The following is a 13,701-nucleotide window of genomic DNA, read 5'->3' as shown; positions in this document are numbered from 1 at the left end:
CCCTGGCTCATTGGCAGGAATATCGAGTTCGTGGAAACCACAGCGAGGTCCACAACTCAGAAGACGAATGTCATTGACAATTTTATACAAGGAAGTTGCTAGAGTTTTGAGCGTACCGCTGAGCATCACTAGTGCATCATGACTGCCCTGCACCATAAACTTGTTAGGAGCGGTAATAAAAGGTAGCCCGGTTAGCTGGGCAATTTCCGCTGCCACGGCTTCTGCAAATTCAGGCGTTGAGTTAATTCCTGTCCCAACTGCGGTTCCCCCCAACGCTAGGCGATAAACCCCTTTCAAACTATCGGCTAAACGCTCTAGGTTATCATCCAACAGTCCCACATAGCCAGAAAATTCTTGACCTAACGTCAATGGGGTGGCATCCTGTAGGTGTGTGCGACCAATTTTGACAACTTCTTTCCATGCTTCTGCTTTCGTATTGAGAGAATCGCGCAATTCTTTCACGGCAGGGATCAATTTCTCATTCACTCTCTGAGCTGCCGCAATGTACATTGCTGATGGAAATGAGTCGTTAGATGACTGAGACATATTCACGTGATCGTTCGGATGCACAGGTGTCTTGCTGCCGAGTGGATTTCCTACTAATTGACAGCAACGATTGGAAATGACTTCGTTGTACATTCATGTTGAATTGAGTGCCGCTTCCGGTCATCCAAACGTGCAAGGGAAACTGATCCCGATGTTGACCTGATAAAATTTCGTCACAAACCTGGCAAATTAGATGCTTTTGTTCGTCGCCCAATCGTCCTGCTTGATGATTGACGATCGCTGCGGCTTTCTTCAGTACTGCATAGGCAACAATCATCTCTGGTGGAATTAAGTCGTCTCCGATGCTGAAGTGTTCGAGCGATCGCGCTCGTTTGCGCTCCCCAGAGTTTGTCGCTCGGAACTTCAACTTTACCCAGGCTGTCGGTTTCAATGCGAATTGTAGTCATGGTTAATCTCCCTATTGTCTTAACAAAAGGCAGAAGTACGAGGGCAAACGGCAGAAAGAAATGCCCTCGTCTTTCTTGCGACAAGGAGTAAGGGTTTAAAGAAAGCTTCTGTATTCGGGTTTATAGGCTTGAGATTCAATGAACGCTTGCAGATTACTTGGTTTTGGTACTCCCGCTAGGTTCCTAGCAAAGATGACTTCAGCAACTTTCTTGGCAATGTGCAGAGAAGTCTTGAGAATTTCGGACTGCGGTGGATAAACTAACCCAACCTCAAGGTCTGAGGGTGACACCTGCTCTGCTAAAGCCTTTGCTGCCGTAATAAACATCTCATCGGTGACGCGCTTTGCTTGAGTCGCGTAGATTGCCATCCCCATTGCTGGAAAGATGTAGACGTTGTTGCCCTGCCCGGGGACAAAAGTTTGATTATTATACTTCACGGGTGCAAAGGGACTACCACTGGCGAATACGGCTCGCCCTTCCGACCACTTGTATGCCTCTTCCGCCGTACATTCCGAGTGGGAGGTAGGATTTGAGTAAGGAAAGATAATCGGACGTTGATTGACTCTAGCCATTGTCTCAATCACCTGCTGGTTGAAGGCTTTAGCCAAAGCGCTTACCCCAATAATTGCGGTGGGTTTGAGGTCTTGGATTGCGGCAACAAAGTCATCCACAGGGGCGTGGGGATGAGCGAAGGGCTTTTTAAAGTCAGCCAGATCGGTCCGGTTTGACTGGAGTAATCCTTTACGGTCGAACAGCCAGCAACGGGCACGAGCCTGTTCTGCCGATAGTCCTTCCTGCATCATCACTTGTGCCAACAAGTCGGCAATCCCTGTACCTGCCGAACCAGCTCCCAGAAACAGGAAGGTTTGCTCGGAGATTTTCCCACCCGTCAAGCGAAGTGCAGCCAGGATTCCTGCTACTGCTACTGCTGCTGTTCCCTGAATGTCATCATTAAAGCAGCAAATGCGATCGCGATAGCATGAATGTTAGCAAAGTCCTCAAACTGAATGCAGCAACCGGGAAAGACATCTTGGACTGCCGTAACAAATTCCTCAATGAAGGTATCATATTCTTCACCCCGGACGCGCGGCTGGCGCAAGCCCAGGTAAAGCGGATCGCTCAACAGGCTCTCATTGTTAGTGCCAACATCCAGGGTAATTGGTAAGGTGTACTGAGGCGGCACACCAGCACAAGCCGTATAAAGGGACAACTTGCCGAGAGGAATGCCCATACCGTTGACACCGAGATCCCCTAAACCCAAAATCCGTTCGCCATCGGTAACGACAATAAAGCGCACATCTCGCTCAGACCAATGTTGCAGGATCTCCTTAATCTGTCCCCGGCGAGTAATTGAGAGGTAAAGCCCTTTCGGTCGCCGGAGAATGTGTCCGAACTTTTGACACGCTTCCCCAACTGTTGGAGTGTAGACCAAAGGAATAAAATGGGCTGGATCGGACATCAGGGTTTTGAAGTACAGGGTTTCGTCATTATCCTGTAGCGCAGAAAGGTAAATATATTTGTCCAAATCGGTAGTTTTGTGACCCAGATGCTGCATGACTCGTTGGATTTGAGTTTCTTCACTCTCCAATCCCTCTGGCAAGAGTCCGACTAAGCCGAGTGACTCGCGTTCTGCTGCTGTAAAGGCAGTAGACTTGTTCAAGTGGGGGTTGTGGAGAATATCGGAACCCCGCAGTTGAGATAAGGATGAGTTAATTTTCAGAGTTGTTTCAAGCATGGCTTTACCTTATTTTCTTTCTTAATGTCGTACCTTATGAATTGGTATTAAATCTGGTGGGGGCGATTATTAGCCGCAGCAACCCTGGTGCCCCATTCGAGCAGTTCTTTGGTGCAATCGTCGCGATCGATGATGCATTCAATCAAAGCTAGCCCCTCATGAGCTTGAGCTTGACGAATGGCTTTAACCAGTTCGCCGACCGTTTGCACCCGGCAACTCCAGCCATTGCCCTCACCCGCATTGAAGACCTGCACTAGACCAGCATAGTCCCAGTTTTTGATGTTGTTGTATGGCCCATCGTGAATTTCGACTTCAATGGTATAGCCTCCGTTATTGATGAGAAAAATAATTGGATTGAGTCCATAACGAATCATGGTGGAAACTTCTTGAGCAGTCAATTGAAAAGAACCGTCTCCAATCAAAGCGATCGCTCGTTTCTGCTGACCTAGCCCTAGAGTGTAGCCCAGCAATGCCCCAACTGCCCAGCCAATCGAGCCATATTGCATCTGAAACTCATAGAGGCAGCCATCTGGCAAAGTAATTTTCTGCCCGTTGAACCAGGAATCCCCCGTTTCCACTAACAGCGCAGAGTTGTCTGTCAGGATGGTCTGAACCTGTTCGCGGATGACCCGTGTGGTCAAAGGAGCGTCGTTTTGCAGAGCTTGAGGGGGCGAAAGTTGTTCGTGAATGCGCTTAAAAGCTTTGAAGGAAGTGTCATTAGGCTGAATTCGATCGGCCAGGGCAGTGAGAAATTCCTGCATATAGACCTGAGCGTATTCCTGTCCGGCTAGTATCACCCGATCTGGCTGAACTTCAAACAGTTTTTCCGGGTTGACTAGGCAAGACCAGCCTACAGTGGTGTAATCGTTAAATATGGGACCGGCAAAGAGGTAGGCATCGCAGGATTCAATAATTTCAGCACAACCGGGACTACTGACTTGACCCCAGTAGCAGCCAATGTATTGGGGGTGGGTTTCGGGAAACATACCCTTAGCATTTGGCATAATTGCAACGGCGTACCTAGAAGCAAGAGCGAGTTTTTGAAAGGCAGCGATCGCCTCAAAAGCCCGTAATTTGACCCCAGCGACTAAAGCAGGTTTGACTGCCCGATCGAGTTTAGCTGCAACCGCTTCGACAGCTGCTTTAAGAGCAACAGGATTACTTTCGACATGACGTTTGAGTTGCAACGGCACGGATTTGGGGATGGGGAGAGTGACCAGGTTACAAGCAATTTCAATGTAGACAGGTTTGCGTTTCTGGATGGCTGTTTCTAAAGCACGATGTAGGAGGCGATGGGCATCCTCAATGTGCCGGATGACTACGGCTTCGGCAGTGATTTCCCGAAAAATGCGGTATTGCTGGTTAAAATCATAGTTACCAATGGAGTGATGAATTAGATGGTGCTGACCGCGATCGTTGGAATTAGGTCCTCCGGAGATCGCAATTACGGGTAAATCTTCAGCGTAAGCACCTGCGATCGCATTAACCAGGCTCAAACCCCCCACAGTGAAGGTAATCACTACTGCCGACACTCCCCTAGCCCGAGCGTAGCCATCGGCTGCATACCCTGCATTGAGTTCATTACAGCAGTTAATCATCTTCAAATTGGAGTTTTTCAACATCTGGTCGAGTAGAACCAGGTTGTAATCGCCAGGGACAGTAAAATAATGCTCCAACCCGATTGTTTGCAGAAGTTCAGCAAGGTACGTGCCGATGTTGTAGTGGGTGTCAAAACAGCTCAACTTGCTCATGATAAAAACCCCTTTCAAATGCACTGACAAATGCAATTTTATTGTTAAAATTTTTCCTCTTTCAAGTGTAGAGGAACTAAATAATTAATTACCTCTACCAACATTGGCAGTTGCGTGCTGCATTAGCACTACCAATTAATGACAAACTCCAGAGTAAGTTTGCCCTGCATGGGTTAACTGCCATTTGGAGTAATTATTTTTTAGTTTAAAAGTTACTGGTGTCCCAGTTTGAGTTTGACCTTTAAACTCATTATTATCCGTCAAATTTGTTTTAGCAATCGCCACTGGTTCTAATTCTGGATTCGTTATGGACTCAGACTCAATGTTTGTTACTGAGACACTTTGTTTTTTCTTATCAAGAATCAGCAAATCACTTGTTGTAACTTCAGACTGAGTTTCAAGCATTGTTACCGATACTGGCTGTTTCTTATTAAACGTATTGCCATCAATTAAAGAAGTGTAAAAGTAAACTTTCCCCCGCCCTTCTTTCTTCTTTGCAATACAGATAATACCGTCATCAAGACTAGGGGAAGCAGCAAATAAAGGCAGCAATGAAATTGATACCATAACAGTTGTTAAGGTAGTAATATAAGCTGCTTTGCTAAGTAATTGAATCATTTTTACTATCCTGTTAGAGTTTCATATCTACCAAATTAGTATTTTCTAATTCTGTAGCTTGTTACTTGCTAATATTATGTAATGTATTCAAAATTTGTACTAGTCAGAATAAGCTAGTTAACTAAAAAAATCAGTTACTCATTGAGAAACACAAACATGGCAGTCGAGCGCCGTTCATTCGGCAAAAGCATTGAACCACTGCTGGTAAGGATCTAAGTTTTTGGGTCGATACAATGGCTTTTCCGTCAATTTCCAACGGCGCTTAGCGCTTAAATGGATGTTGCGATCGAAGAAGCTTCGATCGGGAGGCACAGGAATAGTAGAAGAACAACCAGGGTTCTTTAGATCGCGATAGATAAGACCACCTAATAAGAACATATCATCTGTTTCAGCGTTAAACGGTATTCGATAATTAGGCTGGATTCCGCCGTCGGCGATCGCTCCAGGATTTGCCACAAATTCCAGTCCTAAACCCAGTTTACGAATAGACTCCATCGTCCATTCCAAAGCTGCATCAGCTAGCCCACTGGCTTCCTCCTGTCCACCACCAACGCTAGTGTGAGTTCCAGGAAACCAAACCTGAATCAAAGATGTTTTTGCATCTTTACTGGTTGTCATAGGTGTGACATTAAAAACTTTTCGCCGTTCATCAATGGCAACGGCATGTAGCGCAAACTCAATTCGTCGATTAAGTTGAGTATCGTGAAACTGATATCTAGCATTGATCCAGTGGCTCGCCAATGGAATTAGCTCCGGAACGCCTAACTCGCCTACTGTATCCCAACAAGCCAACAGTTTAATTGTGATATTTTCGCCATATTGCTGGCGAAATGAAATTGCCTTGGGATGACTCGGTGGAATATTGCGATCGCGATAAAGATCGTATGCTTGAGGAACTTTGCGAATATGAGGGCGTTGTAACAGCCCAGAGCAATAGATCAAACCTGCTAAACTGCGAACTGTGTAAGCACCTCGGCTAAACCCAAACAGATAAACCTCATCTCCAGGCTCATAGTTCAAACACAAGAAGCGATAAGCATCTTGAATATTTGTATCAATCCCCCAGCCAAATACACCCCCCAAGATTTTTTCTGCTTCACCATGTTCGGTACCGAGTCCAGATTGATAGTAAATGATTTGAGTCGTACCATCTAAAGCAATCGGTCGGATAATTTGAGCCATTTTCACAACATTTGTGGGATACGCAGCAGACAAATCTTGCCAGGTTCCGTCACAGCAAATAATCAATCGTTTCATGATGCCCTCTTATTGAGAGTAACTAGCAATTAGGAATATTGCTCAATTATTTCCAAACTTCTTATAAATGATTTAGGATTGCTATATTTTTTACATAAATTCAACATATACAATTAACCCTAAACTTGTCGTCCACTTAAAGTTGAAATTTTTATTCAATAAAGTAATTGATGAATCTGTCAATCTTAAAATAGAAGGTAAGCTCCAACTAAAGTTGGAATCCAACAAGTGAGAACCGCTACATATAGCGTTTACCAGTCTGGTGAGGTACGATCTGAAATCTGTTTGTGTTTTTAATAAGGTTACAAAAAATTTAGGTGTACCTCAGGTGCTTGGGAAAGGCTATATTACAGTTACTAGTTCTTTTCAAGCTACAACAATCTTAAGTTCCTGTTTAACGTGACTATTTTGCATAGTTAAAAATTGGATCGTGGGGCATACTGTAATAAGTTGTCGATCTTAAATAGCTCCAACTCCAACGACAAACAGCGTTTTCAGATAGTAGAATTTTTCAGCTTCAAAAACATCAACACGGTATAGAACTCTACGTTTACAAAGATACATAGTTTACATCGGTAGTTCTTTCTATGAATTCAGCTTACTACTTTAAGGAGAGACATCTGTGATTGCCCAAACTCAAGTTGCCAACCAAACTCAACTCGACGAGCTGTGCATTAACACGATTCGTACCCTATCGATGGATGCCGTGCAACAGGCAAACTCCGGGCATCCGGGTACACCAATGGCAATGGCTCCTATTGCTTACTGTTTATGGCAGCGATTTTTACGGTTTGACCCCGAAGATCCCATCTGGCCAAATCGCGATCGCTTCGTGCTCTCAAGCGGTCACGCCTCCATGCTGCTGTATTCTTTGTTACATTTAACTGGTGTCAAAGCAGTTAATGCCAAGTACGAGCAGTTAGGTGAAGCATCTGTTACGCTAGATGATATTAAGCGCTTCCGTCAACTGGATAGTAAATGTCCAGGTCATCCAGAATACCGTTGGACTTCTGGTGTAGAAACAACGACAGGACCTTTGGGACAAGGAGTGGCGACGAGTGTGGGGATGGCGATCGCCGGACAGTGGATGTCACAGTATTTTAATTGGCCTAACTTCGAGCTATTCAACTACAATGTTTATACTCTCTGTGGAGATGGCTGCATGATGGAGGGCATTTCTAATGAAGCAGCTTCCTTAGCAGGGCATCTCCGGCTCTCGAACTTGTGCTGGATTTACGACAACAATCATATCACTATTGAAGGACATACCAATTTAACCTTTAGTGATGATGTGGGTACTCGATTTCTGTCCTATGGTTGGAACATTCTTCGTGTCAGTGATGCCAACGATCTCAATGCACTGGAACAAGCGTTCAACACCTTTGAGCAAACCCAAGATCGCCCTACTTTGATCGTTATCGATAGCCATATAGGATATGGAGCGCCACACAAGCAAGATACGAGTGCAGCTCACGGAGAACCATTGGGAGAAGACGAAATCCGGTTGACAAAACGCTATTACGGCTGGCCAGAAGATGCGAAGTTTTTTGTCCCTGATGGCGTGCGCGAACACTTTCAGTCGCAACTGGGACAACGGGGACACAAACTGCGCGAGCAATGGATACAAACCTTCAATAAATATGCTGCTGTATATCCAGACATGGCAGAGCGACTTGACAAAATGCAACATCGTCAACTTCCAGATGGTTGGGAAGTAGCATTACCAACGTTTCCAACTGACGCGAAAGGAATTTCTGGACGAGATGCTTCTGCAAAGGTGCTAAATGCAATCGCCCAACAGATCCCTTGGTTGATTGGTGGCTCTGCTGACTTGTCTCCCTCAACTAAAACACGGCTTACCTTTGATGGCGCAAGAGATTTTAGTGCTAGCGATCGCTCTGGGCGTAACTTTCACTTTGGCATCCGCGAACACGCAATGGCGGCGATTCTTAACGGACTCTCGCTCAGCAAAGTGCGTCCTTATGGTTCCGGGTTCTTCATTTTCAGTGACTACAGCCGTCCATCTATTCGCCTGAGTGCGTTAATGGAGATTCCCGTCATTTACGTCTTCACGCATGACTCGATTGGGGTAGGTGAAGATGGACCGACTCATCAACCTGTAGAGCAGTTAGCTTCGTTGCGAGCGATTCCGGGACTGATTACCTTACGACCTGCCGATGCTAACGAAGTTGCGGAAGCATGGCGAGTCATTATGCAGTTGCAGCATCAACCAGTGGTACTGGTGCTGACTAGACAGGCATTACCCACATTCGATCGCACTCAGTATGCGGCGGCATCTGGTTTGGCTCGAGGAGCTTATATTTTAGCAGATGCAGAAGATGGTCAACCTAATGTGCTGTTGTTAGCAACTGGAAGTGAAGTTTCGCTCTGTATTGAAGCGTATGAACAACTTAAGACCGAAGGGATCAAATCCCGGGTTGTGAGTATGCCATCATGGGAGCTATTTGAGCAGCAAAGTCAGGACTACCGCGACAGCGTGATTCCACCTACAGTGACTGCTCGTGTTTGTGTGGAACAAGCATCAACATTTGGCTGGGGGGAGTATGTCGGTTCGAGAGGCGCTCGCATTGTCATGCATACCTTTGGTGCTTCAGCACCGTTGAAAGAATTGCAGCGTAAATTTGGCTTCACTCCAAATCAAGTTGTTGCAGCTGCAAAAGCCCAGTTAGAGGTTGTTTGAAAAATTATTACCCCCCTTAGTCCCCCCTTTACAAGGGGGGAAACAAAAAAAATCCGTGTTCCCCCCTTAGTCCCCCCTTTACAAGGGGGGAAACAAAAAAAATCCGTGTTCCCTCCTTAGTCCCCCCTTGTAAAGGGGGGAAACAAAAAAAATCCGTGTTCCCTCCTTAGTCCCCCTTTGTAAAGGGGGGAAACCAGAAAAATCCGTGTTCCCTCCCCTTTCCAAGGGGAGGGTTAGGGTGGGGTAAAAAATATTTGATACCTCGATCGTGACTTTTCAAACGTCCTCTTAGCAAGATAACGTTTTGTGTTCTTTCTTAGAAATTCACGTTAATTCAATAAGGATGTAAACTGATGATTACCGTACAAACATCACAGACAAAAAACCCTTTGCAGTCGTTACAATCCTACGGACAATCTGTTTGGTTAGACTATATTCGTCGCAGTTTAATTACTAGTGGAGAACTACAAAAGTTAATTGATGAGGATGGTTTGCGGGGTGTCACCTCGAATCCTTCTATCTTTGAAAAAGCGATCGCAGGCAGTACCGATTACGATTCGGCTTTAATCACAAGCGAGCAAAGTCAAGATAAGAATGTCATGTCGCTCTATGAGTCCTTTGCAATCGCGGATATTCAAGCAACCGCAGATATCTTGAAACCTATTTACGAACAAACCAATCGGCGTGATGGCTACGTCAGTCTGGAGGTTTCACCTTATCTAGCAAACGATACTCAACAAACTATTTCAGAAGCTCGCAGACTATGGTTAGAAGTTAATCGTCCTAATTTAATGATTAAAGTGCCTGCTACACCTGCTGGAATTCCTGCAATTGAGCAGCTCGTCAGTGAAGGGATTAATGTGAACGTCACGCTGCTATTTGCTGAAAATGTTTATGAGCAGGTTGCTAATGCCTATATCACTGGTTTAGAGTCGCTCGCGGCAAAAGGTGGAGATATCAGCCGCACTGCTAGCGTTGCTAGCTTCTTTGTCAGTCGGATTGATACCGCAGTTGATAACCTGATTGCGGATCGACTTAAAACCACAACCAATGCAGATCGACGCGATTTGCTCGAAAGTTTATTGGGTAAAGTAGCGATCGCCAATGCTAAACTTGCATACAAGCGCTATCAAAGCATCTTTCAATCGAGTCGATGGCAGAAATTGTCAAGTCAAGGCGCACAAACCCAAAGATTGCTGTGGGCAAGTACAGGCACCAAGAATCCCCACTATAGCGACGTACTGTACGTTGAAGAACTGATTGGTTCCGACACTGTAAATACAATTCCACCAGCCACCCTATCTGCCTTTCGCGATCGCGGGCATCCAAAGTCTAGTTTGACTGAAGGTCTTGATGCTGCTCAATCGACACTATCAAAACTACAGAAAGCAGGAATCTCTTTGCAGCAAATTACAGACCAATTATTAGCAGAAGGGGTACAGTTATTCATCCATGCCTTTGACCAGTTGTTAAGTGCAGTCGAGAAAAAGCGGACAGCGATTCTTGGTGGAAAGCTCGATCGCCTAACCTATAAATTGTCCGATGCGCTAAATACTGCTGTTCAAGCGTCTCTAGAGGATTGGCAGAAGAACGGTAAGATTCGTCGTCTGTGGGCGCAGGATGCTACCTTGTGGACAGGGGCTGATGAAAATAAATGGTTGGGTTGGCTCGGTATCACTGAAAACCAACTTGCACACATAGACCGTCTTAAGCAATTCGCGCAAGAAGTCCAAGACCTAAAATTCTCCCATGTGTTATTATTAGGTATGGGTGGTTCTTCACTCTGCCCAGAGGTGATGAAGCTCACCTTCGGTAAGGCACAAGGATTTCCCGAACTACTGGTACTTGATTCCACCGATCCGGCTCAGATCGAAGCCATCGAAAGTCAGATCGACCTCACTAAAACATTGTTCGTAGTGTCGAGCAAGTCTGGCAGTACACTGGAGCCAAATATTTTCAAACAATACTTCTTCGATCGCGTGCAGCAAATTCTGGGTGCAGAATCAGCAGCCAATCGTTTCATTGCGGTGACCGACCCCGGTTCTAAACTACAGCACATTGCCGAAGGTGATGATTTTCGCCATATCTTCTTCGGAATACCAAGTATCGGCGGTCGCTATTCTGCCTTATCGAACTTTGGCATGGTACCTGCGGCGGCGATTGGAGTGGATGTAGCAAAGTTCTTAGATACGGCTGAAGTCATGGTGCATTCTTGTGCATCATCGGTTCTAGCAAAAGAGAATCCTGGTGTTGTGTTAGGAACCATTATGGGTGTTCTGGCAAAGCAAGGACGAGACAAAGTCACGCTAATTGCCTCACCGGGAATTGCAAGCTTGGGTACGTGGTTAGAGCAACTGTTGGCAGAGTCCACAGGGAAAGACGGTAAGGGATTGATTCCAGTGGCTCGAGAACCGTTAGGAACTCCAGATGTATATGGAAAAGCAGATCGCCTCTTTGCGTATATTCGCCTAGATTCTGCTGCCGATCCCGCTCAAGACGCTGCTGTCACGGCATTAGAGCAGGCAGGACAACCTGTAGTTCGGATTGCGATCTCCGACCCATACCAACTCGGTCAAGAGTTTTTCCGTTGGGAAATTGCCACTGCTGTAGCCGGTTCCATCATTGGTATCAATGCGTTTAATCAGCCGGATGTAGAAGCTAGCAAAATTGTTACCCGCCAGTTAACAGATGAATATGAGAAAAGTGGAAAACTACCTCCTGAAAGCCCAATCTTCACTGTAGATGGCATTCAATTATTTACCGATCCAAAAAATGCTGCTGCACTGACAAAGGCAGTAGGAACTGAGCAATTGTTAGCTGATTATTTGCGTGCTCACTTAAACCGATTACAGGCGGGAGATTATTTTGCACTGCTTGCGTATATCGAGCGCAATGAGTTACATCAGGAACAATTGCAAGCCATTCGAGAAAAAATTCGGGATGCAAAGCAAGTCGCTACCTGCCTTGGCTTTGGTCCTCGCTTCTTGCACTCCACAGGACAGGCTTACAAAGGTGGACCAAACAGCGGCGTTTTTCTCCAAATCACCTGTGATGATGCCACGGACATTCCAGTTCCTCAACAAAAATATACATTTGGAGTTGTGAAAGCGGCTCAAGCACGGGGCGATTTTCAGGTTTTGGCGGAGCGCGATCGACGGGCTTTGCGAATTCATCTTGGCAAAGATCTTCGAGCTGGTTTAGCTACCCTAAAAACTGCGATCGAGCAAATTCTTTGACATTCCCTATGCCTAAAGGCTAAGGGGACTCTCTAAGAGTTTCTGCCAATCTCTTAGATATCTAATTCAGAAACAAATCAATTGTTTCTTTGGCATTAGTTCGGTGGCCTCCACCCACTTGGGATCGATATCTTCCGAGGCATGACTTTCCCGCAGCCCGCAGGTAGGGTCAAATAATCGACCTGTTTAAATTAAGTATAACATAGGAGAGAAACAATGCAACTTGGTGTCATTGGTTTGGGGCGCATGGGCGCAAATATCGTTCGACGACTGCTGCAAAACAAGCATGAGTGTGTTGTGTTCAATCGCACGCCCGATAAAACAAAGCAGCTGGCATCCGAAGGAGCGATCGCAGCTTATACCCTAGATGATTTTGTGCAAAAGCTCGATAAACCTCGTGCCATCTGGCTAATGGTGCCTGCGGGAGATCCCACCGAGCAGATGGTCAAAGAACTGGCTGAAAAACTCGACTCAGGGGACATCTTGATTGATGGTGGCAACTCCTACTACATCGACGATATTCGACGAGCAAAGGATCTAGCACTCAAGAACATTCACTATCTGGATGTGGGAACCAGTGGTGGGGTCTGGGGATTAGAGCGCGGTTACTGCATGATGATTGGTGGTTCCCCAGTAGCAGTTCAGCATCTCGACCCGATTTTTAAGTCATTGGCTCCCGGACGGGGAGAGATTACACGGACTCCTGGGCGGGAGAAGGTGGGCGGCACGGCGGAGGAAGGCTATTTGCACTGCGGCTCGAATGGCGCTGGGCATTTTGTCAAAATGGTGCATAATGGTATTGAATACGGGTTGATGGCAGCCTACGCAGAAGGATTGAATATTCTGCATCACGCCAATGTTGGCAAGCAGAGCCGTGCTACTAACGCTGAAACCACTCCACTCCGCAATCCCGAACACTACCAGTACGATTTAAACCTGTCAGATATTGCCGAAGTATGGCGACGGGGTAGTGTGGTCGCTTCGTGGTTGCTAGATCTGACCGCGATCGCTTTACTCCAACAACCTGACTTAGCAGACTTTGCTGGTCGCGTGTCGGATTCAGGCGAAGGACGCTGGACGATTACAGCAGCTATTGATGAAGGCGCACCAGCTCCTGTTCTCAGCACTGCCCTATATCAGCGATTTAGCTCGCGTGGTGAGAATGATTTTGCTGATAAGTTACTATCTGCAATGCGTTTCCAGTTTGGCGGACATATTGAGCAATATACGGAGACAAAATCATGACGATCGCAACTGCACCTTCTCAGGTTGAAACCTCAGTTCGTCCTGCCGATCCTTGCACGATCGTCATCTTTGGTGCTGCTGGAGATTTGACCAAACGTTTATTGTTACCTGCACTTTACAACTTGGCACGTAACAATTTATTACCGCAGGAGTTTGCGATTGTCGGGGTTGCTCACACTCCAATGAGCCAAGACGACTTTCGCAG

The 13,701-nt window shown here is 46.1% G+C and carries 8 protein-coding genes and 2 pseudogenes; 4 read left to right on the top strand and 6 right to left on the bottom strand.

Annotation, left to right across the window (positions count from 1 at the left end):
* The 6 genes and pseudogenes from ACKTT2_RS02500 to ACKTT2_RS02475 form a co-directional block, all read right to left on the bottom strand.
* The coding region (locus tag ACKTT2_RS02500; protein WP_407883636.1) for a lyase family protein at nt 1–639 on the bottom strand (639 nt) is incomplete at its 3' end.
* The gene (locus tag ACKTT2_RS02495) at nt 530–937 is read right to left on the bottom strand and encodes a lyase family protein (protein ID WP_407883633.1); all 408 of its coding nucleotides are present in this window, start codon (nt 935–937) and stop codon (nt 530–532) included. The genes ACKTT2_RS02500 and ACKTT2_RS02495, both read right to left, overlap by 110 nt.
* A 111-nt stretch (nt 938–1,048) precedes the next feature.
* Nucleotides 1,049–2,688 (bottom strand): annotated as a pseudogene (locus ACKTT2_RS02490) (NAD-dependent malic enzyme).
* A 47-nt stretch (nt 2,689–2,735) separates the two neighbouring features.
* A complete protein-coding gene (locus ACKTT2_RS02485; RefSeq protein WP_407883631.1) occupies nt 2,736–4,439 on the bottom strand; it encodes a thiamine pyrophosphate-binding protein in 1,704 nt (567 codons plus the stop codon).
* A gap of 135 nt (nt 4,440–4,574) precedes the next feature.
* Complete coding sequence (locus ACKTT2_RS02480; RefSeq protein WP_407883629.1) at nt 4,575–5,057, bottom strand: hypothetical protein; 483 nt, start codon at nt 5,055–5,057, stop codon at nt 4,575–4,577.
* 174 nt (nt 5,058–5,231) lie between these two features.
* Nucleotides 5,232–6,314, bottom strand: coding sequence for a T6SS phospholipase effector Tle1-like catalytic domain-containing protein (locus tag ACKTT2_RS02475; RefSeq protein WP_407883627.1), 1,083 nt, complete (start codon nt 6,312–6,314; stop codon nt 5,232–5,234).
* A gap of 622 nt (nt 6,315–6,936) precedes the next feature.
* On the opposite strand from ACKTT2_RS02475, the gene tkt reads away from it, so the two are divergent.
* The 4 genes and pseudogenes from tkt to ACKTT2_RS02455 all read left to right on the top strand — a co-directional run.
* Entirely contained in the window at nt 6,937–9,015 is a 2,079-nt protein-coding gene (gene tkt / locus ACKTT2_RS02470; protein WP_407883625.1) for a transketolase, read from the top strand.
* A 353-nt stretch (nt 9,016–9,368) separates the two neighbouring features.
* A complete protein-coding gene (locus tag ACKTT2_RS02465) occupies nt 9,369–12,251 on the top strand; it encodes a bifunctional transaldolase/phosoglucose isomerase (protein ID WP_407883622.1) in 2,883 nt (960 codons plus the stop codon).
* Nucleotides 12,252–12,467: 216 nt separating this feature from the next.
* Nucleotides 12,468–13,496 (top strand): phosphogluconate dehydrogenase (NAD(+)-dependent, decarboxylating), encoded by a 1,029-nt coding sequence (gene gnd / locus ACKTT2_RS02460; RefSeq protein WP_407883620.1) that lies wholly within the window; start codon nt 12,468–12,470, stop codon nt 13,494–13,496.
* Nucleotides 13,493–13,701 (top strand): annotated as a pseudogene (locus tag ACKTT2_RS02455) (hypothetical protein); the annotation flags it as partial. The gene gnd and the pseudogene ACKTT2_RS02455, both read left to right, overlap by 4 nt.

This window comes from Scytonema hankhaensis NUACC26, from assembly GCF_045865695.1.
Classification (GTDB): Bacteria; Cyanobacteriota; Cyanobacteriia; order Cyanobacteriales; family Nostocaceae; genus Scytonema.
The sequence above is the reverse complement of the archived record's forward strand: the minus strand, read 5'-3'. Positions and strand labels throughout refer to the sequence as shown.

Coding starts and splice junctions, on each gene's coding strand:
- ACKTT2_RS02485 (WP_407883631.1), bottom strand. CDS start 4,439: ATGAGCAAGTTGAGCTGTTTTGACACCCACTACAACATCGGCACGTAC.
- ACKTT2_RS02480 (WP_407883629.1), bottom strand. CDS start 5,057: ATGATTCAATTACTTAGCAAAGCAGCTTATATTACTACCTTAACAACT.
- ACKTT2_RS02475 (WP_407883627.1), bottom strand. CDS start 6,314: ATGAAACGATTGATTATTTGCTGTGACGGAACCTGGCAAGATTTGTCT.
- ACKTT2_RS02465 (WP_407883622.1), top strand. CDS start 9,369: ATGATTACCGTACAAACATCACAGACAAAAAACCCTTTGCAGTCGTTA.
- gnd (WP_407883620.1), top strand. CDS start 12,468: ATGCAACTTGGTGTCATTGGTTTGGGGCGCATGGGCGCAAATATCGTT.